We start from the raw sequence: 23,171 nt of genomic DNA, 5'->3' as shown, positions 1-23,171 counted from the left end.
GACTCCATGTCACCAGACTCGCTGGACGGCGCCCCGTGGGCATCGGGCGCAGGGGCGAAGCGCTTCGTCCCTGCGGGTGAAGCGAGATGCGACCACCCGGTACTCGGGGATCAGACCACGACGGAGCCCCGCTGGCGGTGCGCGATCGAGACGGACTCGCCGGACACCGCGTTGAGCGGCGACGACAGGAACGCGATGAGGTCGGCGATCTGCTGCGGTGTCGAGTCGCCGGGGCCTCCGGGGCGGACCTCGGCGGACGGGGTGTCCGTCACCGTCCCGGGGTTGACGATGTTCACCGTGATCCCGGTGCCCGCCACGTCGTCGGCCAGGTTCTTCGCGATGACGCTCACCGCCGTGTTCCGGAGCGACGCCGTGATGTTGCCGGAGAAGTAGGCGTTCTGCCCGCTCACGACGACCACGCGGCCGAACCCGGCCTCGCGCTGCGCGGGGAGCACGGCGTTCGCGACCCGGAGGAACCCGAGGGCCTTGCCGTCGATCGCGTCGAGGACCTGTGCGGGGTCGGACTTCCGGGCCGGGTCGAGGGTGCTCGCACTCGGTGCTGCGGTCACGACCAGGACGTCGATGCGCCCGTGCCGCTCGAGGACGGTGGCGATGCCCGCGTCCACCGAGTCCTGCGAGGCGGTGTCGATCGACACGCTGCCGTCGGAGTTCTCCGCGCTGCGGGACGCGACGACGACGGTCGCCCCCTCGGTGCGGAGGCGGTCGGCGACGGCGGCACCGATGTACCCCTTGCCTCCGACGACGAGTGCGACACGGTTCTTGAGTTCGAGGTCCACGCGCCCACGCTATGCCGGGCCCGCACCGCTGTCCGCGAGCCGGTCACCCGAGCAGGGGCTCGAGCCGCGTCACCGCCCGCCGCAGGTGCACCAGTGCGTCCCCCGGCGACGACACCCGAGCGGCCGGCGCCGACAGGGTCAGCCCGGCCACGAGTTCTCCGCGCTCCCCGCGGACGGGGAGCGCCAGGCACCCGAACCCCGCCGTGAACGCGCCGACCTGGTGCACCGGTCCGAGGCCGCCCTCGGCGTGCAACCGCCCCATCGCGCTCGACCCGGGTGTCGCCCGCAGTGCGGCCTCGTCGAGCAGGGGGAAGTCCGGGTCCACGTCGATGTCGCGCACGCCGGCGACGTCGTAGCGCGCCAGGTGCACGCCGGCCCGGACGGCGGATCGGACGTCGGCGAGCACCGACCGCACGGCACGGGGGAGCGGTGCGAGTGCCGGAGCCGCCGACACCCCGGCCAGGTCGGCGACCTTGTGGCCGAGGGCGAAGCCGCGCAGGTCGGGCAGTCGGACGAGGTACTCGTCCTCGACGAGCAGCGTGATGAGCCGGTAGGTGGTGGCCCGCGGCATCCCGAGGGCCTCCGAGATCTGCTGGGCAGTGACGCCCGGTCCCGCGTGCGCGGCGGCCTCCAGCACCGCGAGGGCGTTCTGGATCGCCTTCGGCTGCCGTGCGCGGAGTCCGGGTTCGCTCACCGCACCCCCGCCTGGTGGTCGGTTCCGGCGGACGGACGGGAGGCCCCCAGCAGGTCCGCCTCGACCGGCACGTCGTACACGGCGCGGCTCCGACCCCGTCGCCAGGGTCGCCGACGCGTGGCCACCAGGAACGCGACCACCACCGCGGCGACCGACCCGACGGCGATGGCGACGGCCGGCCAGCGGGGCGACGCCGCCTCGACCCCGAGGTAGGTGAGCAGGACGGCGGTGAGCAGGACCCCGGTCGTGACGGCGACGACCGCGACCCCCGCCGTCAGCTCGCCGATGCGCCGCAGGAACACCGGTGCCGCGAAGCACGTCAGGGCGTAGGCGGCGATGTACCCGAGGGCGGCGACGACGAGCTCGGCCTCCATCAGGGTCCAGGTCGGGATGCCGCTGGCCAGCCCCAGGACCGGCAGTACCGTGAGCACGCCGCAGGCGACCGCGCCGGCGACGAACGGCGTCCGGAATCGCGGGGACGCCCGGCCGAGCACGCGGGGGAGCACACCCTCGCGGCCCATCGCGAACAGGACCCGCACGAGCGCCGTCGTCGAGGCGATCGCGCACGCCGCGAACGACGCCGCGATCCCGATGTCGAGCGCCCACCCGATCCACTGCATGCCGAAGGCGTTCGCCAGTTCGTTGACGGGCGAGGCGCTCGACGCGAGGTCGGCTCCCATGGCCGCGAACCCCATCTGCTGGGCCGCAGCGCTGACCACGTAGAGCGCCCCGGCGACCAGGACGGTCCACGAGATCGCGCGGGGGATCGCCTGGAACGGGCGCCGGGCCTCCACGCCGAGCACGGACGCGCTCTCGAACCCGACGAACGCGGTCACGGCGAGGGCGGTACCGACCGCGAACGACGCGGGCTGCGTCGGCCCGAGGGCGACGGCGGAGGCGTCGACCGGGTGCAGGCGCGCGACGAGCGCGACGATCAGGACCACGATGACCGCCACCGACAGCGACTCGACGAGCAGCGTCAGCCGGGTCGACAACCGGACCCCGAGCGCGATCACCGCGAAGACGGCGGCGCCCATCACCAGCACGACGACGATCGTGACCAGGGCGTCGTCGCCGGCGGCCGGGACGAAGCGGGACAGCAGGTAGTCGAGGTAGTACCCGCTGCCGGTGAGCGAGAACATCGCGATGAAGCCGTAGCCGAGCAGCAGGGCGGCGCCCGCGACGACCCCGGCGACCGGGCCGAGCCCGATCGAGACGTAGGTGTAGAGCGAGCCGGTGCCGGCGACGCGTCGGACGAACTGGTTCACCGTGCGCCCGACCAGGAACGACAGCGCCATCGCGGCCAGGAGCGACCACGTGGCACCCTGCCCCGCGACCGTCGCGACGAGGACCGGGATGGTGGTCGCGGCGGCGGACGGTGCCACGGCGGACACCGACTGCGCGAGGACGTCGACCGGGCCGATGCTCCGCCGGGACAACCCGTCGACGGGGGAACGCGTGCCGATGCCGGGCACCCGTGGCGGGTCGGCGATGGCTCGGTCGAGCGCGGTCATGCGGCAACCGTAGGGCTGCGCCGTTGCGCCCGTGTCTCCGTGGTGTTTCGGCGGCGTCTCGCGCAAATGAGACGTCCCCGGTGAGCACGTCCCATTCGGCGGCGACAGGGCTTCACGCCGGTGGAACGGCACCGCAACGGCGGCACGGGACCGTGGTCTCACCCAGCACCACCACCTGCGTCCCACCCACCCGAACCGGAAGGCCACGATGTCCAGCATCACGAAGGACCCCGCGTCACTCGGAGCCGCACCCGCGCCGCAGCGGACCATGCGCGGCTCGCTCGGCGTCACCGCGATCGTGTTCATGGTCGTCGCGGCCGCCGCCCCGCTCACCGTCGTCGGCGGCGCCGCCCCGCTCGGCATGCTGCTCGGCAACGGCGTCGGGTTCCCGTCGCTCTACGCCGCGTCGGCCGTCGTGCTGCTGCTCTTCTCGGTGGGTCTGGCCGCGATGACCCGGCACGTGCCGCGGCCCGGCGCGTTCTTCACCTTCGTGGGGCACGGGCTCGGTCGTCCGGCCGGAGCCGGCGCCGCGACCCTGGCGCTCCTGACGTACACGACCATCCAGGTCAGCGTGCACGGCTACATCGGGTACCTGCTCGGCGTGACCGTCACGGGCCTGGGCGGACCGGACATCCCCTGGTACGTCTGGTCCCTGGTCGTCGTGGCCCTGGTCGGGATGCTCGGCTACCGGCACATCGACCTGTCGAGCAAGGTGCTCGGCGTGATGCTCGTCGGCGAGGTCGGCATCGTGCTCGTCCTGGTCGCGGCGATCGTGTTCCGCGGCGGGGCCGACGGCCTGTCCCTCGCACCGTTCGAGCCGACGCAGATCATGTCCGGCTCGCCCGGCGTCGGGCTGATGTTCGCCATCGCGGCGTTCATCGGGTTCGAGGCCACCGCGATCTTCCGCGACGAGGCGAAGGACCCGGAGCGGACCATCCCGCGTGCGACGTACACGGCCGTGATCGGCATCGGCGTCTTCTACACGCTCGCGTCGTGGGGGCTCGTGATGGCCTGGGGCCCGGACGGCATCCTCGCCGAGGTCGCGAAGGACCCGGGCTCGCTCATCCTCACCACCGCGGCGCAGTACATCGGCAGCGCGGGGGAGGCCGTGCTCAACGTGCTCCTGCTGACGAGCATGTTCGCCTGCGTCCTGTCGTTCCACAACGTCATCACCCGCTACCAGCACTCGATGGCGAACGCGTCGCTGCTGCCCGGCCGGCTCGGCGACGTGCACCGGAAGCACGCGTCCCCGCACACCTCGAGCCTGGTGCAGACCGTCACCGCCGCCGTCCTGATGGTCCTGTTCGCGGTGCTCGGCCTCGACCCGGTGCTGCAGGTGTTCAGCTGGTTCGCCGGTGTCGCCACCCTCGGCGTCGCGATCCTGATGGCCGCGACGAGCCTCGCCGTGATCGTGTACTTCCGCCGCAACCCGGGCGACCGGCGGGTGTGGAACACCGTGGTCGCACCGGTCCTCGGGTTCCTCGGCCTCGTCGCCGCCGCAGTCCTGATCTGGGTGAACTTCCCGACCCTGGTCGGTGACGTCGATGCATCGGGCGCGAGCGTCTTCGGCGTCGTGAGCATCGTGCTCACCGGCCTGGTCGTGGTCGTCCCCGTCATCGGCGTGGTGCAGGCGGTCGTGCTGCGACGCCGCAGCCGGAGCCGCTACGAGCAGATGCTCGACCGTCTCGCCACCGAGAGCTGACCCGCCGGGCGCACCACGCGCCTCCCGGCCGAACCGACCAGACCCCACGCACGACGCAACGCGCAAGGAGCACCACGCACATGACGATCACCGACCCGACCACCGCGACCACCGACGCAGCCACCACCACGCACCCGCTCGGCAGCCTGACCCCCGAGGAGTTCACCGCCGTCCGCGACCTCGTCACGGCGCAGCCGGACTGGACCGACACCACCCGCTTCGCGTACGTCGGCCTCGAGGAACCGCACAAGCAGGAGGTCCTGGCGTGGCAGGCCGGCGACGGCCCCCTGCCGGACCGGACGGCACGCGTGATGCTGCTCGACATGGCCACCGGCCGCTCCACGGACCGCGTCGTGTCGATCACCACCGGCACGGTGCTGCGGACCGACGTGCTCGACGGATCCCGCGGCCAGTTGCCCGTCCTGATCGAGGAGTTCGACGCCGTCGGCGAGATCGCCGGCGCGGACGAGCGCTGGGTCGCCGCCCTGGCGAAGCGCGGCCTGTCCGTCGACGAGGTCAAGTGCGTGCCGCTCTCGGCCGGCTACTACGACTACCCGGAGGAGCAGGGGCGGCGCATCCTGCGCGTGCTCGCGTTCAAGCAGGACCACCCGGCCGACCACGTGTGGGCGCACCCCGTCGACGGCCTGTCGGCCTACGTCGACGCCGCGAACCGGGCCGTCACGCGGATCGTGGACGTGGCGGAGATGCCCGTACCGACGACCTCGGGCAACTTCGACGACCCCGTGGTGCAGGGCGAACCGCTCGACCTCAAGCCGATCGTCATCACCCAGCCCGAGGGGCCGTCGTTCCGCGTCGACGGCGAGTTCGTCGAGTGGGCGAACTGGCGGTTCCAGGTCGGCTTCGACGCCCGCGAGGGGCTGGTGCTCCGCCAGATGTCGTGGCAGGACGGCGAGCGGCTGCGCCCGATCGTGTACCGGGCGTCGATCGACGAGATGCTCGTGCCGTACGGCGACCCGTCTCCGGTGCGGTTCTGGCAGAACTACTTCGACACCGGCGAGTACCTGTTCGGCCGGTTCACGAACTCGCTCGAACTCGGCTGCGACTGCGTCGGTGAGATCCAGTACTTCGACGCCGTCCTGGCCGACGAGCTCGGGAACCCGCAGACCATCCGCAACGGCATCTGCATGCACGAGGAGGACTTCGGCACGCTCTGGAAGCACGGCGACATCTACACCGGTTCGCAGGAGGTCCGTCGATCCCGCCGGCTGGTGATCTCGTTCTTCACCACCGTCGGCAACTACGACTACGGCTTCTACTGGTACCTGTACCTGGACGGCACGATCGAGTGCGAGGCGAAGCTCACCGGCGTGCTCTTCACGTCGTCGTACCCGGGTCGTTCGGAGTCCGGCGCGGATTACCCGTACGCCTCCGAGGTCGCACCCGGCCTCGGTGCCCCGTACCACCAGCACCTGTTCTCGGCGCGACTCGACATGATGGTCGACGGACTGTCGAACGCGGTGGACGAGGTCGACGCGGTCCGGGTGCCGGTCGGACCGGGCAACGAGCACGGCAACGCGTTCACGAAGTCGGTGACCCGCATCGCGTCGGAGTCGACGTCCGGGCGTCTCGCCGATGCCTCGAAGGCCCGCACGTGGTTCGTCTCGAACACCGAGGAGCGCAACCACCTCGACCGCCCCACCGGATACGTGCTGTACCCGCAGGACGCCCCGGTGCTGCTCGCGGACGACTCGTCGTCGGTGGCCGCACGCGCCGAGTTCGCACGCAAGCACCTGTACGTCACGCAGTACGACCCGGCGGAGCGTTTCGCCGCCGGTGACTTCGTGCACCAGAACCCCGGCGGCGACGGAGTGGCCCGGTACGTCGAGGGGGACCGGTCGCTCGACGGCGAGGACATCGTGCTCTGGCACACCTTCGGCCCGACGCACTTCCCGCGACCCGAGGACTGGCCCGTCATGCCGGTCGACTACGCCAAGTTCACGCTCAAGCCGTACGGCTTCTTCCGGCGGAACCCGGCCCTCAACGTGCCGGCGGCCATGGGAGCCACCGCGGCGTCGCACTGCTCGCACCACGCGTCCGGTGGTGTCGAGGCGGCGCACGACGCCGTCGCACACGACCACGGGCACGGACACTGACGTGACCGACCTGCTCGGGCTCGCCGCGATCGTGCCGGCGTCCGCCGGAGCCTGCTGCACGGTCGGGGCGTGGCGCCCCGGCCGTGCGGTCGACGTGGTGGCAGCGGTCGTGATGGTGGCCGCGATGGTGGACGGGGCCTTCGCGCCCCGAGTCCTGCCCGGCGTGCTCTGGTTCGTCGTGCTCGCGCTGCTCGCCGTGGTGGTCGCCATGGTGCACCGGTTGCAGAGCGCGTCCGGTGCGTCGGGTGCGTCGGGTGCGTCGGGTGCGTCCGGTGCGTCGGGTGCGTCCGGTTCGGACGGGAGGCCCGGGTCGGCTCCGGTGGTCCGGGTCGCGTCGGCGCACGGTCGGTTCGGGCGGTTGCACGCCGCGCTCGGGCTGCTGGTGATGGGCGCGCTGGGGGTCGGCATGGCGCACGACCCCGGCATGACCGGCATGGCGGGTGTCGGCATGCACGGACACGGTGGCGCGGTCGCCGTGACGTGGCAGGTCGTCCTCGGCGGCCTGACCACCGGCTACCTGCTGCTCACCGCCCACATGGTGCGGGACGGCCTCCGGCGTCGCGCTCGGGCACTCCCCGTCGTCGAGACGCTCGCCATGGGCATCGCGGCGGCGGTCATGGCCGCAGCGATGCTCTGACGCTGCCGGCGGTCGGCTTCACGCACGATGCGAACGATTCGGCGCGCGAAACGTACATTTCCCGAATCGTTCGTTGCGGAGAACGTTCACGTTGTGAAACAGTTCTCACGTCCGCAGGGGACGAACGGCCGCAGAAGGGCGGGATCAGACATGCACAGCACGTACTCCGGGATGCCTCGGGCGGCACGGATCGGTGGCAGCCACACCCGCATCGGTCTGACCGACCCCGCCGTCATCGACGCCTACGTCGAGCGCCGCATCGAGGACCCGTCGCTGCTCGCCGCGCGCGCCGAGCCGGTGTACGCCGACTTCTTCACCGTCCCCGCCGCGTAGCAAGGAGCGCATGATCGCATGCCGTTGACCGTCGTCCGTCGAGAGCACGTCCACCTCTACGCCCGCGAGCCCCGATCCGAGGCCGCGAAGACCGCCGTCGACGCACTGCTGCGCCTGCAGCACGCCGAGGAGCAGCAGGTCGAGTCCGCACGCATCGAGAGCGGCCTGAGCAAGAACGAGTCGCTGGCGATCCGGTACATGCTGCAGGCGCACCGGGATGGCAGGACCATGGGGCCGAAGGACCTCGCCGTCATGCTGACGGTGTCGAACGCCTCGGTCACGAAGCTCGTCGACTCGCTCGTCGACAAGGGACTCCTCGTCCGCACCGCCCACCCGACCGATCGACGAGCGCAGGTCCTCGAACCCACCGACCTCGCCGCCGAGAAGATCGACGCCTCGTACGCCCGCTTCCACGAAGCCGTGGTCGAGGTCCTCGACAACCTGTCCGACGCGGACAACGCCGTCCTCGCGGAGTCGCTGACGAAGATCAGCGACGCCCTCGCCGAGGGGCTGCCCGTTCCGGTGGACGAGTACACGGTCGACGACCGGGGCTGACGCGACCCGGCCACGGGCCTCCAGTCCTGGGGTGGTGCTAAAACCTTCCAGCGGTAAGTTGGGTGCATGACGCACCCCGCCGACGACGACGCGGCCCCGCCGCGACGCGGCGGGTACCGCAAGGGTGCCGAGCGCCGGACCCAGATCCTCGACGAGATGATCCGGATGGTCGCGGAACAGGGTGTCGACGCGTCGTCGCTGCGATCGGTGGCCGAGGCCCTCGGGATCACCCACGCCGCGCTGCGCCACTACTTCCCGAGCCGCGACGAACTGCTGCTCGCCGTCTACCGCGAGCACGAGGTGCGCGAGCAGGGTGCGCCCGACCGCTTGAAGTCGGCGATCGGGGACATGCGCGACAGCGCCTCGCGCAACCGCGCGGTACCGGGGCTCGTGCAGCTGTACACGACGCTCGCGGCCGACGCCGTGCAGGAGGGGCACCCGGCGACCCGCGACTTCATGCGGGAACGGTTCACGCGGCTCCGGGCCGACCTCGCTGCGTTGATCGAGGCGGACCAAGCCGCGGGGCGGATCCGCGCCGACCTGGACCCGGTCGACCTCGCGTCGCTCAGCATCGCGGCGTCCGACGGGCTGCAGGTGCAGTGGCTGCTCGACCCCGAGGCCGTCGACGGTGAGAAGGTGCTGCGGTTGCTCGAGCAGATCGTGCCCGCGCCGCCGGAGTGAGCGATGCGCGCGCTTCGTGCGCGCGTTTCGTGAGCAGAAATGGTCGGGTCCCGTACGGGTACCCGACCATTTCTGCTCACCAAGTGGTGCGCGTGGTGCGCGCCTACGCCGTCAGGACCGCGGCCGCGGGGTCGAAGTCCTCGGGCAGCGGCGGGATGGCGTCCACGGTCGACGTGATGTCGACGGCCGACCCCGACGCGGCGGCGTCCCGGATGCCGAGCAGCACGTCGAGGACGTGCAGCGCGACCGCACCCGAGGCTCGCTCGGGACGGTCCTCGGCGATGGCGCGGGCGAGCTCGACGACGCCGGTGCCGCGACCCCACGTGGAGCCGACCGCCTCGAGCGTCTCGGGCTCGTCCTGCCCGTAACGCCACAGCTGGGACGAACCCTCGAACGTGTTCGGGTCCGGCAGCGAGATCGTGCCGAGCGTGCCGTTGATCTCGACGAAGCCCATGCGGGGCAGCGCGTGCTGGAACGAGAACGTCGACTGGGCGGACTGCCCACCGGCGAACTCGATCAACGCGGCGTGGTGCGTGGGGACCTCGACCGGGAACGTCTCGCCGGCACGGGGGCCGGACGCGATCGTGCGACGGTCGAGCGACTTCGAGGACACGGCCTGCACGCGCGACGCGGTGCCGAACGCGTGCACGAGCGTGGTCACGTAGTACGGACCCATGTCGAACAGCGGACCGGCACCCTGGGCGAACAGGAAGTCCGGGTTCGGGTGCCACGCCTCCGGGCCGGGGACGTGGAACAACGTGGTGGCGGAGAGCGGCTCGCCGATGTCGCCACGGGCGATGGCACGCAGGGCCGTCTGGATGCCCGCACCCAGCACGGTGTCCGGTGCCGTCGCGACGCGCAGGCCCTTCGCCTTCGCGGATTCGAGGACCGCTGCCGCCGACGCGTGGTCGGTCGCGATCGGCTTCTCGCTCCACACGTGCTTGCCGGCGTCGATGATCTGCTGGTCGACCTCGGCGTGCGCCGCCGGGATCGTCAGGTTGATCACGATGCTGACGTCGTCGCGGGCGAGGAGCTCCTCGACCGTGCCGGACGCCGCGACCCCGTACTCCGCGGCCTGGGCGGCTGCGCGGTCGAGCAGGACGTCGGCGACGAAGCGGACCTCGACGTCGGCGAACTTGGTCAGGTTCTCCAGGTACTGCGTGGAGATGTTGCCGGCACCGATGATGCCGAGACCGACACGGCTCACTTGTCGTTGTCCTTCAGCCACGCGAGCGACTCGGTGATGCCCTCGAAGACGTCGCCCGAGTAGGCGTCGAACTCGACGACGCGGATGGCCTGCGGTGCGGCGGCGAGGATGCCGGACACGTTGACGTCGCCCTGACCCGCGGGGGTCTGGTTCTCGAAGGCGCGCTGGAGCGCCTCGGGCACGACGAGCGCGCTCTCGGACGAGGGCAGCGCGGTGAGGATGTCACCGTCGACCTTGCCGTCCTTGACGTGGATGGCGACGACGCGGTCGCCGAGCGCCTTCAGCACGGCGGGGGCGTCGGCACCGCCGACGGTGGCCCAGAAGGTGTCGAGCTCGAGCACCGTCTCCGGGCTGATCTGCGACACGAAGTGGTCGTAGACCGTGCGGCCGTCGACCTTGTTCGTGAACTCCCACTGGTGGTTGTGGTACCCGAACTTCAGGCCGCGCGAGGCTGCCTCGGCGGTCAGGACGTTGACGCGCTCGGCGATCTTCGCGACGTCGTCGGCGGTCTGCCAGCGGTCGGTCGGGATGAACGGGTCGATGACCGTCTGGATGCCGAGGCGCTCCGCGGCGTCCCAGATCGGGGCGGTGTCCTCGGCGTCGATCACGGCGACGTGGCCGGACGGCGCCTTGAGGCCGGTCGCGGCGAAGGCGCGCTCGAGGTCAGCGGCACGCTCGACGAACGCGTAGGGCTCGACGTTCTCGTACCCGATCTCGGCGACGCGGGCGATGGCCTTGTCGAGGTCTTCGGCGATGGCGTCTCGCAGCGAGTACAGCTGCACAGAAGTGGTGGGCATTGCAGAGGCTCCTTCGGTCCTGTCTGGGTGTCGCGACAACCAGGTGTCGCAGTCCGTCGAGGAGCGATGCTCCGCGGCGAGATCGATGACGACGCTACCCCAAAAACCACCCGGTGTGTAGTTTTGCGGCGGCCGGTGACACGGCCCCCGGGCGGAATGACCGAGCCCGCGACGTCGTCGTGGGCGTCACGGGCTCGGCCATCGCGCAGGATCCCTGCGGGATCAGCGGGTCACTTGCCGGTGCAGGTGTGGCTCGTCGACCCGGCCGAGATCCACTGCTGACGACCCACGTCCAACGTGTACATCTCGCCGCGGTAGCTCCAGCGGTACTTGCCGGACGAGATCTTCTTCCGGTCGTTCTTGTAGAACCAGGTGTTCATGGTCAGGCCCGTGGTCTTGATCTGGACCGCCTTGCGGTTGCTGCAGTCGGGCATGAGGCCGATGGGGCCGGCGTGAGCCGGTTCCGCCGTGGCCGTCATGCCGATCCCCGCGATCAGTGCAGCACCCAGCATCAGTGCGACTCGCCGAGTGGACGTCGTCCCTCGACCCTTCTTCGTCATCGTTCCTGCGTCGGACACGAAAACCCCCCTCGAGTTGTTATTCGATACCGCTTCACCCTTTCGTCCGCGCCGAGCCGTGTCAAGGGCTCGCACGTGCACGTCGTGGCCGCGTCCGCCGCGCCCGGTTCGTCGGGTCCGGTCGCGGAACCGACCCGCGATCGGGTCAGCGACCCTCGGTAGCGTGGACGCCATGCTCGACACGACGCCAGCCCCCTTCGACACCCCCGCCGGACGCATCGTCGGGACGGTCGACGGTGACGTCATCCGCGTGCTCGGGATCCCGTACGCACGGGCCGACCGGTTCGCGCCCCCGGAGCCGATGCCGCCCTTCGCCATCGAGCTGCACGCGTCGACACCGTCACCCGTGGCCCCGCAGCCGCACGCGCAGTTCGTCGACCAGCTGCTGGGCGAGGTCGAGGACATCACCGTCGACGAGCACTGCCAGCGCCTGTCGATCACCCTGCCGGCCGACGTCGCACCCGACGAGCGTCTGCCCGTGATGGTCTGGATCCACGGCGGCTCGTACGTCATCGGCGGCGGCGACCTGCCGATCTACGACGCCCGTGACCTCGTGACCGAGCAGCGCGTGATCGTGGTGTCGGTGACCTTCCGGCTCGGGGTGCTCGGGTTCCTGGGCGACGGGAACGCGATCCCGGCGAACCTCGGCCTGCTGGACCTGATCGAGTCGCTCCGCTGGGTGCGGGCGAACATCGCCGCGTTCGGTGGCGACCCCGACCTGGTGACCGTGTTCGGGCAGTCCGCCGGCGGTGACGCAGCTGCTCACCTGATGATCAGCGAGGGCGCTGCCGGCCTGTTCCGCCGCGCGATCATCCAGAGCGCACCGCTCGGGTTGTCCCGCCGCCGATCCCGGATGAACCGCGCGATGATCCGGGCCGTCGGCACCGTGCACGCCGACACCCCGCTCGACGACCTGCTCGAACGACAGGCCCTCGGCACCCGGGCGGCCGCACCGTACGGTCTCGCGGGCGGGATGCCGTTCGGCACCCAGTACGGCTTCGCCCCGTTGCCCGCCGAACGCGACCTCGATGCGGCCTGGAGCCGGGTCGCGCCGGACGTCGACGTCCTGATCGGTTCCGCGACGGACGAGACCGGCATGTACGTGCCGCTGGTCCGCGGTCTGTCGCGGGTCGCTCGGTCGAGGATCCTGCGCCCGGCACTCCGTTGGTGGGTGGTCCGTCCGCTCTCCGACGTCATCTACGGCCGCGACGTCCGACGCCTCACCGCGCGGCACCGTCGAGCCGGTGGGCGAGCGACGTCCTACCGGCTCGTCCGCGGCGTGACGACCGCGCCGACCGGTGCCGTGCACATGAGCGACCTGCCGCTGCTGCTCGGCGGCCGCGAGGCCTGGGCCGGCACCCGCTTCGTGCCCGAGCACGACTGGCCCGAGGTCGAGCGGCGCGGCCGGGCCTTCCGTGCGATCTGGGCGGAGTTCGCCCGGACCGGCGTCGTGCGGGCTCCGGACGACGAGACTCTGACGTTCGACCGGCACTGACGTTCGACCGGCCCTGATCCGGGCTCGCGCCCCCTGAACTGGCGGTCGCGCGGTGTTCCACCTGCCCGGACAATCGTCTGCATGCCCACGCCCGACGCCGAGCTCCGTGCACGCATCGTGTCCGGAGCGATCGAGGCGTACCGCACGACGGACTTCCACCGGGTCGGTCCGGACGAGGTCGCCGAGCACACCGGTGTCCCGGTCGCCGAGGTCAGCCGCGCGTTCCCGATGTGGGAACTGCTCGTCGTCGCGGTGATCGACCGGTGGAACAACGGCAGTCGACTCGCGCTGTGGCCGGTCGCCGAACGGGAGGGTGCCGTCGCGTACCTGCGCGCCCGGCTCGGGGCCGGCATCACGGACCCGGCCCTCGTCCGGCTCCGGATCGCCGTGCTCAGCGCCGCGTCGAACCCCGATCACCCCGCCGCCGGGTGGTTCCGCACCCAGTACACCCGCGCGTTCGAGGACCTCACCCTCGCCCTGGTCCGCGACGTCGTCGCTGCGCGCGAACCGCGCGGCACCTCACCCCGGCACGCCGCCGAGCAGCTCCTGGCGCTGTACGAGGGGCTGCAGCTGCAGGCGATGATCCGCGACGGCGCCGAGCCGCTGAGCGGCTTCGACCGCGCCGTCGCCCGGATGCGCGTCGGTTGGACGGCAGCGCGCGTCGACGCCTGACGACGTGGCCCGGGAGCACGGACGGGAGGCACGGCGCGGCTTGCGTGCGTCGGCTCGCCCACCTGGCATGGTCGGCCCATGGAGTACACCGACTACGACACCCGGCTCGCCGCGTACGGCGTGATCACGGATGGTGACCGGGTGCTCCTGGCGAAGCTGCGTTTCCCCGAGGCCGGCACGTGGACGCTGCCGGGCGGAGGCGTCGAGTTCGACGAGACCGTCGAGCAGGCCGTCGTGCGCGAGGTCCGCGAGGAGACCGGGTACGAGTCCGAGGTCGGCGCCCTGCTGGGTGTCCGGCACCACGTCGTCCCCGCCGAGCGTCGGATCCACGCCAACGGGCGCCCGATGAAGGCCGTGCAGGTCGTGTTCCGCGCGACGGTCGTCGGCGGTGCACTGCGCGACGAGGTCGACGGATCGACGGACGAGTCGCGGTGGCTGCCCATCGCCGAGCTCCCGCACCACCGGCACGGGCTGCTCGTGCCCGTCGCGCTGGCGTGGGCGGGCGCGCTCACCCGCTGACGTGGTCCGTCACTCGGCGACGACGCTGAGGACGTTGCCCGACGGGTCCGTGAACCAGGCGATGAGCGGCCCGCCCCCGCGGTTCACGCCCTTCTCGTCGGTCATGCCCTCGTAGTGCAGGAACGTGACGCCCTTCGCGGTGAGCTCGTCCACCGCGGCGTCGACGTCCGGCACCGGGAAGTTCAGCACCGTGAAGGCGGCCGGTTCGTGGGCAGGGCCCTTCGGGTAGACGAGGACGCCGTGGCCGTCGCCGAGCTGCAGGAAGAGCATGCCGTGGTCCTCGGTGACCTCGACCCCCAGGACGTCCTCGTAGAACGCCTTCGCCTCGGGGACATCGCGCACCGAGAACCCGCTGAACGCCTTCGTCGCATCGACCATGCGGCCAGTGAACCACCGCGGTCCGGTGTCGGCGCGCTCTGCCAGGATGGGGCCGTGAGCCACCAGGACAGCAGCGTCGACGAAGCCGTCGAGCGTGCGGTCGAGCTGGCCGCGGCGGGGCAGCGGACGGTGCTCGGCATCGCGGGTGCTCCCGGTTCGGGCAAGTCGACCCTGGCCCGACGCGTGGTCGCCGCAGTCGACGAGCGACTCGGGGCCGGCACGGCGGTCCAGGTGCCGATGGACGGCTTCCATCTGTCGAACGCCGCGCTCGACGCCCTCGGCCGACACGGTCGCAAGGGGGCCGTCGACACCTTCGACGCCGACGGCTACGTCGCCCTGGTGCGACGACTCGTCGCTGCCGACACCACGGTCTGGGCGCCGGACTTCGACCGTCGCATCGACGAGCCCGTCGCCGGCAGCATCCCCGTCGCGCCGACCACGCGGCTCGTGGTCTCCGAGGGGAACTACCTGCTCGACGACACTGAACCGTGGGCAGCGCTCGGCGACCTGTTCACCGAGACCTGGTTCTGCGCCGTCGACGACGGCGTGCGGGTCGACCGCCTGGTCGGCCGCCACATGCGCCACGGACGCGACCACGACGCCGCGCGCGCGTGGGCGGTGGAGGTCGACGGCGTGAACGCGGCGAGGGTCGCACCCACGGTGATCCGTGCCTCCAGGACGGTGCGGACGTGACCAGCAGACCGACGCGACACCGATCGAAGGAGCGACCATGACCATCGCCATCACCGGAGCGACCGGCAACATCGGAGGCGCCGTCGCACGCGCGCTCGCCGCGGACGGCGTGCCGTTCCGCATGATCGTGCGCGACGCTGCACGCGCCCCGGAGCTGCCCGGCGCCGAGGTCGCCGTCGCGACGTTCGCCGACGCCGAGGCGAGTCGTGCGGCGCTCGAGGGCGTCGACGTCCTCCTGATGGTGTCCGCGGCCGAGGCCGAGGACCGGCTCGACCAGCACCGCACGTTCGTCGCGGCGGCTGCCGCGGCCGGCGTCCGGCACGTCGTCTACACCTCGTTCCTCGGTGCGGCCGAGGACGCGACCTTCACCCTCGGGCGCGATCACTGGGCGACCGAGCAGGCGATCCGCGCGACCGACACGGCACACACGTTCCTGCGGGACAGCTTCTACCTGGACTTCGTCGAGGACCTGGTCGGCGAGGACGGGGTGATCCGTGGGCCGGCAGGGGACGGCGCCATGGCGGCGGTCGCCCGTGCGGACGTCGCACGGGTCGCGACCACCGTGCTGCGGGACCCGGGAGCACACCTGGACCGCACGTACGAGCTGACCGGGCCGGCAGCGATCACGCTGGCAGAGGCGGCTGCCGTGGTGTCCGAGGTCCGCGGCCGCACGGTGACCTACCACCCGGAGACGCTCGACGAGGCGTACGCGTCGCGGGCGCAGTGGAACCCCGAGCCGTGGCAGGCCGACGCGTGGGTGAGCACCTACACGGCGATCGCCGAGGGGGCCCTCGCGCACGTGTCCGGCGACGTCGAGCGGATCACGGGCCGGGCACCGATGACGCTTCGCGAGGTGCTCGCCGGCTGACGGGCACGTGCGGGACGGAGCGCGGCGAGCGGGTCAGGAAACGCGACGCGCGGCGATCGTGCCGACGACCCCGAGCGTCAGGACCGACACGAGCACGATGAGCAGCGGTGCCGTCCAGTCCCCGGTCGCCCCGTGCAGCGCCCCGGCGACGAGCGGCCCGGCCGAGCCGAGCAGGTACCCGCCGCCCTGCACGAACGCGGACATCCGACGGGCATCGGCGTCACTCGAGACGATCCGCACGATCACGATGAAGATCACGGTGATGCCACCGCCCTGGGCTGCGCCGCCGAGCACCGACCACAGCAGCCAGAGCTGCGGGGCGAACAGCAGCCCGAGCGGCATCGCCAGCCACAGGAACCCGACGAGCGCGATGATCACCCGCGGGCGCCACCTCGTCGCGAGCAGCGGCACGCCGAGTGCACCGACCACGGCCAGGATCTGGAACACCGACGAGCTCGCCCCGGAGGACGCCTTCGAGAAACCGATCTCGTCGTGCAGCAGGGTCGGGATCCAGGCGGTCAGGGCGTAGTACGAGAACGCCTGCCCGCCGAACGCCAGCGTGAGACCCCACGTGATCAGCCGTCGCGCCGGGCGGACCGGCTCGGCGGCGGTCGCAGCAGCGGCTGCCGCAGCCCGCTCGGCGCGGATCGTCCGGATCGCGCCGGTGTCGAGCACCTGGTCGATCGGGCCGGTGATCGGCAGGGGCTCGTCGTCGTCGGAGCGCACCGGGCGGCGCCACGCGGCCCGCGCACCCACCGCGTACGTCCAGGCGAACCCGGCGATGACCGCGAAGACGGCCCACACCGCGATGGCGATCGGCCAGCCCCACAGCGCCGCCAGGGGAGCGGTCGCCAGCGAGGTGATCATCGACCCGACGTTGAGCGCCGACGTGTAGACGCCGGTGACCAGTCCGACGCGCTCCGGCGAGGTGTCACGCCGGATGACGACGGGGATCACCACGTTGCCGATCGTGATGCCGATGCCGATCACCGCGGTGCCGACGAGCAGCGCGGCGGACGACGGCATCGAGCGCACCACGGTGCCGGCGAGCACGATGACGAGCGACAGGGACACCGCGCGCTCGGGGTCGGCCTTCGCGATGACCCAGCTGGCGAACGGCGTCGCCAGCGCGAAGCAGAGCACCGGGATCGTCGTCAGCAGCCCGGCGATCGTGGCGGTGAGGCCGAGGTCGGCCCGGACGTCGCCGATGACCGGGGCCGTCGCGACGATCGGGCCGCGGAAGTTCAGGGCGATGAGGACGATGGCGGCGGGCAGCACCCACGCGGCGGCACGCAGTCCCTGCCGCGCCGCGCCGGTCCGGCCAGTGCCGTCGGTCGCGCCCGTCACGGCAGCAGGATCGGGAGCAGGTCGAGCGGGGTGGCAGCGCTTGCGATGGTGCCCTCGGCCTCGGCGGGGGAGCCGTAGCCCCACTCGGCGAAGACCACCGGGACGCCGTGCACCGCGGCGCCCTCGACGTCGTGCACCCGGTCACCGATCAGGACGGGGCGGCTCGTGTCGAACCCGTGGGCGTCGAGGCGCCGCAGCGCTTCCTCGACGACGTCGGCCTTGCTGGACCGGACCTCGTCGTCGCTCGCGCCCGTGATGATGTCGATGTCCCCGGTGAGCCCGTAGTGCTCGAGGATGTACGTCGCCGGCGTCTCCGGCTTGCTCGTCGCGGTCGAGATCGGCAGCCCGGCGTCGTGCAGGGTGCGCAGCACGACGTCGATGCCGGGGAACATCGTCGAGTCGAGGGCGCCGTGCGAGAAGTAGTGCTCCCGGTAGACGGCGAGCGTGTGCTCCGCCTGCTCCTCGTCCATGCCCATCGCGATCCGGAACGTGTCCATGATCGGCGGGCCGACGAACGACATCAGGGTGTCGTGGTCGGGCACCGGGACGCCGACGGTGCGGAAGGTGTGCGTCAGGCTCTCGAGGATGCCCGGCGCGGAGTCGCTGATGGTGCCGTCGAGGTCGAACAGGATGGCGGAGAACGGGCTGGTCATGTCCTGCCCACCCTACCGGCGGCGGTCGACGGGACCACCCTGGTACGGACGCGGCGGGGCGGACGTGCGCCGGGCCTCCCGGTCGGGCGGAACCAGGTTCCGGACACAGCACCACGCGATTCCGCGGTTCCGTGTCCGGAACCTGGTTCCGGCGGGAGCGCTCAGAACAGGCGGGTGTGCCCGCCCTCGATGCCCCGCATCGCGTCGTAGTCGAGCACGAGGACGCGGATGCCGCGGTCCTCGGCGAGGGTGCGCGCCTGCGGCGCCACGGTCTGCGCCGCCAGCACGCCCTGCACCGGACGCAGGTGCGGGTCGCGGTTCATGAGCTCGAGGTACCGCGTGAGCTGCTCGACGGCGTCGATGTTGGCGTTGCGCTTCATCTCGACCGCGACGCTCGCCCCGGCGTCGTCACGAGCGAGGATGTCGACCGGCCCGATGGCGGTCATGTACTCGCGCCGGACCAGCGTGTGGCCGTCGCCGAGCAGTTCGATCTGCTCCGCGAGGAGCTGCTGCAGGTGCGCCTCGACCCCGTCCTTGACCAGGCCCGGGTCGACGCCGAGGTCGTGGGTCTGGTCCGCGATGACCTCGTGGATGGACACGATCAGACGGTCCTGGGTCTTCTTCTGCGTCACCGTCCAGACCTCGGTGATGCCACCGACGGCCTGCTCCTCGTCGGGCTCGCTCATCTCGATCGAGCACGGCGGGCTCATCCAGTTCAGCGGCTTGTAGCTGCCACCGTCGGAGTGCACGAGCAGCGAGCCGTCCGCCTTGAGCATGAGCAGACGGGTCGCGAGCGGCAGGTGGGCTGAGAGCCGTCCGGCGTAGTCGACGGAGCAGCGGGCGATGACGAGACGCACCCGGGAAGCCTAACGGGCGTCGCGTCCCGACCCGGACGGCGCGCTCGTCGCGCTGTCGGCGCTGTCAGCGCTGTCGGCCGGGAGGCGCGGCTCGCCCCCGCCGTGTCCGTCGCCACGCCCGCGGGTCGGCCGGGCGGCGGCGCCGGTCTCACGGGCGGCACCCGACGCGAGTCCCGCCGCGATGATGAACACGAAGACGACCAGGAGCGCACCGAGCAGTCCGACCTGCTCACCGAGGAACCCGATCAGCGGCGGCCCGGCCAGGAACGCCACGTACCCGATGGTGGCGACGGCGCTCACCTTGGCGGCTGCGGTGCGGGGGTCGTCGGCCGCGGCCGACATGCCCATCGGGAAGCCGAGGCTGGCACCGAGGCCCCAGAGCACGACACCGACGATCGCGAGCGGCACGTTGTCGATGAAGATGAGCATGCCGAGGCCGACGACCGCGACGGCAGCGCTGATCCGCAGGATCGGGACCCGACCGAACTTGTCGATCAGGGGGCTGCCGGCCACGCGGCCGACGGTCATCGCGGCGAGGAACACCGTGAGCACTCCGGCACCGGCGGCGTTGTCGAGCCCGTGGCCGTCGATCATCGCGAGCGGCAGCCAGTCGTTCGCGGAGCCCTCGGCCAACGCCATGCCGAGCACGATCACACCGATGAGGATCGTGGAGGGCTGCGCCCAGACCTGCCAGCGGGTGAGCGGCGTCGCGACCGGGCTGGTGTCGGTGGAGACCTGCTCCGCGAACCGGTGCTCGTCCTGGAACTTCGTGACGGCGACGAGCATGGCGGCGCTCGTGATGACGACCAGGACGATGAAGTGCAGGGAGACCGGGATCTCGAGTTTCTCGGCCAGGGCTCCGAGGCCCGCACCGGCGAGCGTGCCGAGGCTGAACGCGGCGTGGAACAGCGGCATGATCGTGCGCCCGCCGGCCTTCTCGGCGGCGGCTCCGGAGACGTTCATCGACACGTCGCACAGGCCGTTGCCGAACCCGAAGGCGATCAGCGCGATCCAGATGGCGGCGAAGCCCCACTCGAGCGTGACCGCGATGCCGGCGAAGACCATGCCGAGTGCCAGGCAGGCGGCGGCCACCTGCACACCACGGCGCGCTCCGAGCTTCGCGACGATGTGGCCGGCGAAGGTCAGACCGGCGATCGAGCCGACGGCCATGCCGAGCACGAGCAGACCCATCTCGAAGGTGCTCGCCCCGAGGGAGTCGCGGACGCTCGGGATCCGGCCGAGCCAGGTCGCGATGTCGAGCCCGGACAGGGTGAACACGACGAACACCGCGATGATCCAGGCCTTCGTGGTCGGGACGGTGCGGGTGGACGGCGTCGTCATGGTGGTCCCATCGTGCTTCGTTGCGTGTTCTGGTGCGTGCGTTGCGTCGATCGAATCGATTCGACCGCTTGTTCCGGCTACGCTAACCGGCGATGGACGAACCGGCAACAGCACCCGGCGCGTCGCCTTCCCGCGGCGGCGTCGCCCGTCCGTCGCGCCCGACGCTGGCCGCGGTCGCCCGCGCCGCCGGTGTCGCGCCGTCGACGGCCTCGCTCGCGTTCAGCGGCAGCGGCCCGGTGTCCGAGGACGCCAAGGCCCGCGTGCTCGCCGCCGCCGCAGAGCTCGGGTACGGCGGTCCCGATCCCCGTGCGCGTTCGCTCCGTCGAGGGCGTTCCGGCGTCATCGGTGTCGTCATGGACGAGCGTCTGAGCGATGCCTTCCGTGACCCCGTCAACGTCCTGACGCTCGACGGCATCGCCGAGGTCGCCGGGGCTGCGGGCGCTTCGCTCTTGCTGGTCCGGAGTCCGCTCGACGACGAACAGGGCGCCGGGCCGCTGGTGGACGCCCCGATGGACGCCGTCGTGCTCGTCGGGTGCAACGTCCGGATCGACCCGGCCGTCGCCGTGCTGCGGCGTCGGCAGATCCCCGTCGTCGCGATCGAGGCGGACGAGATCGAGGGGGCCGTCCCCGTCCAGCTCGACAACCGGGACGCCTCACGCCGTGCCGCTGCGTACCTGCAGGACCTCGGGCACGCAGCGGTCACCGTGGTGACGCTGCCGCTCGATGCTGCACGCCGTCGGGGGCCGATCGACGACGACCGCTTCGCTTCGGGCATCGCGTTCACGACGCTCGAACGGCTCCGCGGTGTGCGCGAGGTCTACCCCTCCGCCGTGGCGATCGAGACTGCCGGCAGCTCGGTGGAAGAAGGACGCCTGGCCGGCGTGGAGCTCTTTGCTGCCGATGGACCTCGCCCCACCGCCGTCATCGCCCAGAGCGACCTGATCGCCGTCGGGGTCATCTCGGCCGCGCTCGACGCCGGACTCCGGGTGCCCGAGGACGTCAGCGTCGTCGGCTTCGACGGCATAACGGTGGACGACAGCCTGCTGCACCGGACCCCGATCCGACACCTGACCACGCTCGTGCAGCCGTTCGTGCAGAAGGGCCAAGCGGCAGCCCGTGCTGCCCTGGCGATGCTCGAGGGGGCGGAGCCGCAGCCGGCGTCGTTCCGCTCGGAGCTGCGCGTGGGTGACACGACAGGGCCGCCGCCGACGCTGCGCTGATCCCACGCCGTCCGGAATCCGCCAGACCGGGGCGGCGGTGCGGGCTGGACTGGCTCCGTGAACAGCACGACGACAGCAGCAGCCACCCGCTTCCATTCGCTCCACCGGAACCGGCACCATCCGCTCGTCCTCGCGAACGCGTGGGACGCCGCGAGCGCTCGACTGATCGAGGCCGCCGGTGCCCCGGCCATCGCGACCACCAGCGCGGGTGTCGCATGGTCGCTGGGGTACCCGGACGGCAATGCCCTCCCGCTCAACGAAGCACTCGGCGCGATCACCCGGATCACCGCCGCGGTCTCCGTCCCCGTCACCGTGGACATCGAGGGTGGCTCCGCGGACGCTGCCGACGGGGTGGAGCGCACGGTGGACGCGGTCCTCGGAGCGGGCGCGGTCGGGATCAACATCGAGGACGGCCTGCTGCCACCGAGCGAGCTCGTCGACCGCATCACCGTGGCCCGCCGTGCCGCCGAGCGCGCCGGAGTCCGGCTGTTCGTCAACGCGCGGACCGATGTGCACCTCGCTGGGCTCGTCGCGCCGGACCGGATGCTCGCGGAGTCGATCGACCGCGCGAACCGGTACGTCGACGCCGGGGCCGACGGCGTGTTCGTCCCGGGGGTCGGCGACGTCGACACGATCCGCGCGCTCGTCGAGGCCGTCGGTGCGCCCCTGAACGTGATGGCCGGGCCGGGATTGCCGATCGTCTCGGAGCTCGCCGCACTCGGCGTCGCGCGGGTCAGCCTCGGCTCCGGGGTCGCGCAGGCCGCGTACGCCGTGGCGCGCCAGGCGGCCACCGAGCTGTTGACCGCGGGGACCTACGACTCCACCGCCCGGGGCGTCGAGTACGGCGAGATGAACGCACTGTCCTGACGAAGCGGGCCGACGATCAGCACCTCGTCTGCCACGATGATGCCCATGAGTGACCTTCACGACGTGGTCCCGGTCGCACCACCGGACCTCGATGCCGCCACCACGATGTGGACGGACTACACATCGACCCGGCCGCGGGAAATCGGTGATTACGACTACACGGTGGAGCACTTCGGTGACACGGCCCGGCTCGCTGACGAACTGCTGCGGATCGTCCTGTCCGGTGGGAAGCGTGCCACCGCCGAGCTCGTCTCCGAGTTCGCGCACCGAGGTGACCCGTTGCCCCGGATCGGGTCGCACTGGATCGCGTGCGACAGCTCGGGCACCCCTCGGATCATCATCCGGAGCACCGCGTTGCGCGTCGGTCGGTTCGACAGTGCCGATGCGGCGTTCGCGGCCGCGGAGGGTGAGGATGATCGCTCCCTCGAGAGTTGGCGACGCGAGCACCGCCGGTACTGGGAGCGCACCTGCGCTGCTCGGGGTGCGGTCTGGTCGGACCGCGACGAGATCGTGTTCGAGTACTTCTCCGTGGTCTGGCCACCCGAGCACGCCGACTGAGTGCGGCGCCGCCCGCCGTTCGGGTTTTCCCCCAGCAGTCAGAGGGCCTGCCCGGTCCCGTGAACGCCTGCGTCCCCCGAAGCTGGGAACCGCG

At 71.7% G+C, this 23,171-nt stretch carries 25 protein-coding genes; 14 read left to right on the top strand and 11 right to left on the bottom strand.

Going from position 1 to position 23,171, the window contains the following annotated elements:
* Positions 1-110 precede the first annotated feature (110 nt).
* The 3 genes from EDF63_RS03305 to EDF63_RS03295 are packed head-to-tail and all read right to left on the bottom strand — an operon-like array spanning position 111 to position 3,005.
* Complete coding sequence (locus tag EDF63_RS03305; protein ID WP_123311175.1) at positions 111-797, bottom strand: SDR family NAD(P)-dependent oxidoreductase; 687 nt, start codon at positions 795-797, stop codon at positions 111-113.
* A gap of 43 nt (positions 798-840) precedes the next feature.
* Positions 841-1,491 (bottom strand): helix-turn-helix domain-containing protein, encoded by a 651-nt coding sequence (locus EDF63_RS03300; RefSeq protein WP_260232959.1) that lies wholly within the window; start codon positions 1,489-1,491, stop codon positions 841-843.
* Positions 1,488-3,005 (bottom strand): APC family permease, encoded by a 1,518-nt coding sequence (locus EDF63_RS03295; RefSeq protein ID WP_123311173.1) that lies wholly within the window; start codon positions 3,003-3,005, stop codon positions 1,488-1,490. Before EDF63_RS03295 ends, EDF63_RS03300 begins: the two co-directional genes overlap by 4 nt.
* A 208-nt stretch (positions 3,006-3,213) precedes the next feature.
* Between EDF63_RS03295 and EDF63_RS03290 the strand changes: the two genes are divergently transcribed.
* The 6 genes from EDF63_RS03290 (at position 3,214) to EDF63_RS03265 (ending at position 9,027) form a co-directional block, all read left to right on the top strand.
* Positions 3,214-4,707, top strand: coding sequence for an APC family permease (locus EDF63_RS03290; RefSeq protein WP_123311171.1), 1,494 nt, complete (start codon positions 3,214-3,216; stop codon positions 4,705-4,707).
* An 80-nt stretch (positions 4,708-4,787) separates the two neighbouring features.
* On the top strand, positions 4,788-6,821 hold the full coding sequence (locus EDF63_RS03285) for a primary-amine oxidase (RefSeq protein WP_123311169.1): 2,034 nt from the start codon (positions 4,788-4,790) through the stop codon (positions 6,819-6,821).
* A 1-nt stretch (position 6,822) separates the two neighbouring features.
* A complete protein-coding gene (locus EDF63_RS03280) occupies positions 6,823-7,458 on the top strand; it encodes a hypothetical protein (protein WP_123311168.1) in 636 nt (211 codons plus the stop codon).
* A gap of 150 nt (positions 7,459-7,608) precedes the next feature.
* Positions 7,609-7,791, top strand: a complete 183-nt coding sequence (locus tag EDF63_RS03275; protein WP_123311166.1) for a hypothetical protein — start codon at positions 7,609-7,611, stop codon at positions 7,789-7,791.
* A gap of 18 nt (positions 7,792-7,809) precedes the next feature.
* Complete coding sequence (locus EDF63_RS03270; protein ID WP_123311164.1) at positions 7,810-8,346, top strand: MarR family winged helix-turn-helix transcriptional regulator; 537 nt, start codon at positions 7,810-7,812, stop codon at positions 8,344-8,346.
* Positions 8,347-8,412: 66 nt separating this feature from the next.
* Entirely contained in the window at positions 8,413-9,027 is a 615-nt protein-coding gene (locus EDF63_RS03265; protein WP_123311162.1) for a TetR/AcrR family transcriptional regulator, read from the top strand.
* Between the two features lie 103 nt (positions 9,028-9,130).
* Here the strand turns inward: EDF63_RS03265 and EDF63_RS03260 are convergent, their stop codons facing one another.
* From EDF63_RS03260 to EDF63_RS03250, 3 genes are all read right to left on the bottom strand, one after another.
* Positions 9,131-10,234 carry a Gfo/Idh/MocA family protein gene (locus EDF63_RS03260; protein WP_123311160.1) on the bottom strand — a complete coding sequence of 368 codons (1,104 nt, stop codon included), beginning with the start codon at positions 10,232-10,234 and terminating at the stop codon, positions 9,131-9,133.
* On the bottom strand, positions 10,231-11,031 hold the full coding sequence (locus EDF63_RS03255; protein ID WP_185021267.1) for a sugar phosphate isomerase/epimerase: 801 nt from the start codon (positions 11,029-11,031) through the stop codon (positions 10,231-10,233). Before EDF63_RS03255 ends, EDF63_RS03260 begins: the two co-directional genes overlap by 4 nt.
* A gap of 230 nt (positions 11,032-11,261) precedes the next feature.
* Positions 11,262-11,609 (bottom strand): hypothetical protein, encoded by a 348-nt coding sequence (locus EDF63_RS03250; RefSeq protein ID WP_148061705.1) that lies wholly within the window; start codon positions 11,607-11,609, stop codon positions 11,262-11,264.
* A 172-nt stretch (positions 11,610-11,781) separates the two neighbouring features.
* Here EDF63_RS03250 and EDF63_RS03245 point away from each other — a divergent pair, with 172 nt between their 5' ends.
* From EDF63_RS03245 to EDF63_RS03235, 3 genes are all read left to right on the top strand, one after another.
* Positions 11,782-13,104 carry a carboxylesterase family protein gene (locus tag EDF63_RS03245; RefSeq protein ID WP_123312190.1) on the top strand — a complete coding sequence of 441 codons (1,323 nt, stop codon included), beginning with the start codon at positions 11,782-11,784 and terminating at the stop codon, positions 13,102-13,104.
* A gap of 81 nt (positions 13,105-13,185) precedes the next feature.
* A complete protein-coding gene (locus tag EDF63_RS03240; RefSeq protein ID WP_123311154.1) occupies positions 13,186-13,776 on the top strand; it encodes a TetR/AcrR family transcriptional regulator in 591 nt (196 codons plus the stop codon).
* A 78-nt stretch (positions 13,777-13,854) separates the two neighbouring features.
* The gene (locus tag EDF63_RS03235) at positions 13,855-14,295 is read left to right on the top strand and encodes an NUDIX hydrolase (protein WP_123311152.1); all 441 of its coding nucleotides are present in this window, start codon (positions 13,855-13,857) and stop codon (positions 14,293-14,295) included.
* Positions 14,296-14,304: 9 nt separating this feature from the next.
* Here the strand turns inward: EDF63_RS03235 and EDF63_RS03230 are convergent, their stop codons facing one another.
* Positions 14,305-14,673, bottom strand: coding sequence for a VOC family protein (locus tag EDF63_RS03230; protein WP_123312189.1), 369 nt, complete (start codon positions 14,671-14,673; stop codon positions 14,305-14,307).
* 54 nt (positions 14,674-14,727) lie between these two features.
* Between EDF63_RS03230 and EDF63_RS03225 the strand changes: the two genes are divergently transcribed.
* On the top strand, positions 14,728-15,366 hold the full coding sequence (locus tag EDF63_RS03225; RefSeq protein WP_123311150.1) for a nucleoside/nucleotide kinase family protein: 639 nt from the start codon (positions 14,728-14,730) through the stop codon (positions 15,364-15,366).
* A gap of 37 nt (positions 15,367-15,403) precedes the next feature.
* Entirely contained in the window at positions 15,404-16,234 is an 831-nt protein-coding gene (locus tag EDF63_RS03220) for an SDR family oxidoreductase (RefSeq protein ID WP_123311148.1), read from the top strand.
* Positions 16,235-16,267: 33 nt separating this feature from the next.
* Here EDF63_RS03220 and EDF63_RS03215 read toward each other — a convergent pair whose 3' ends face one another.
* The 4 genes from EDF63_RS03215 to EDF63_RS03200 all read right to left on the bottom strand — a co-directional run bounded on the left by EDF63_RS03215 (position 16,268) and on the right by EDF63_RS03200 (position 20,432).
* Positions 16,268-17,581: a CynX/NimT family MFS transporter gene (locus EDF63_RS03215; RefSeq protein WP_260232958.1), complete on the bottom strand. Its 1,314-nt coding sequence runs from the start codon at positions 17,579-17,581 to the stop codon at positions 16,268-16,270.
* Positions 17,578-18,234 (bottom strand): HAD hydrolase-like protein, encoded by a 657-nt coding sequence (locus EDF63_RS03210; protein ID WP_123311146.1) that lies wholly within the window; start codon positions 18,232-18,234, stop codon positions 17,578-17,580. The genes EDF63_RS03215 and EDF63_RS03210 overlap by 4 nt, the downstream gene beginning before the upstream one ends.
* Before the next feature lie 161 nt (positions 18,235-18,395).
* Positions 18,396-19,091, bottom strand: a complete 696-nt coding sequence (gene nucS, locus EDF63_RS03205; protein WP_123311144.1) for an endonuclease NucS — start codon at positions 19,089-19,091, stop codon at positions 18,396-18,398.
* Positions 19,092-19,100: 9 nt separating this feature from the next.
* Positions 19,101-20,432: an MFS transporter gene (locus EDF63_RS03200; protein ID WP_260232957.1), complete on the bottom strand. Its 1,332-nt coding sequence runs from the start codon at positions 20,430-20,432 to the stop codon at positions 19,101-19,103.
* Between the two features lie 92 nt (positions 20,433-20,524).
* On the opposite strand from EDF63_RS03200, the gene EDF63_RS03195 reads away from it, so the two are divergent.
* From EDF63_RS03195 to EDF63_RS03185, 3 genes are read left to right on the top strand one after another with little or no spacing between them, the layout of a single operon-like run.
* Positions 20,525-21,652 (top strand): LacI family DNA-binding transcriptional regulator, encoded by a 1,128-nt coding sequence (locus EDF63_RS03195; protein ID WP_123311142.1) that lies wholly within the window; start codon positions 20,525-20,527, stop codon positions 21,650-21,652.
* A gap of 57 nt (positions 21,653-21,709) precedes the next feature.
* The gene (locus tag EDF63_RS03190; RefSeq protein ID WP_123311140.1) at positions 21,710-22,519 is read left to right on the top strand and encodes an isocitrate lyase/phosphoenolpyruvate mutase family protein; all 810 of its coding nucleotides are present in this window, start codon (positions 21,710-21,712) and stop codon (positions 22,517-22,519) included.
* Positions 22,520-22,564: 45 nt separating this feature from the next.
* Positions 22,565-23,077: an ASCH domain-containing protein gene (locus tag EDF63_RS03185; RefSeq protein WP_123311138.1), complete on the top strand. Its 513-nt coding sequence runs from the start codon at positions 22,565-22,567 to the stop codon at positions 23,075-23,077.
* Positions 23,078-23,171 lie beyond the last annotated feature (94 nt).

Source organism: Curtobacterium sp. JUb34 (genome assembly GCF_003755065.1).
In the GTDB taxonomy this organism is placed as follows: Bacteria; Actinomycetota; Actinomycetes; order Actinomycetales; family Microbacteriaceae; genus Curtobacterium.
This window is presented reverse-complemented; position numbering and strand designations above follow the sequence as displayed.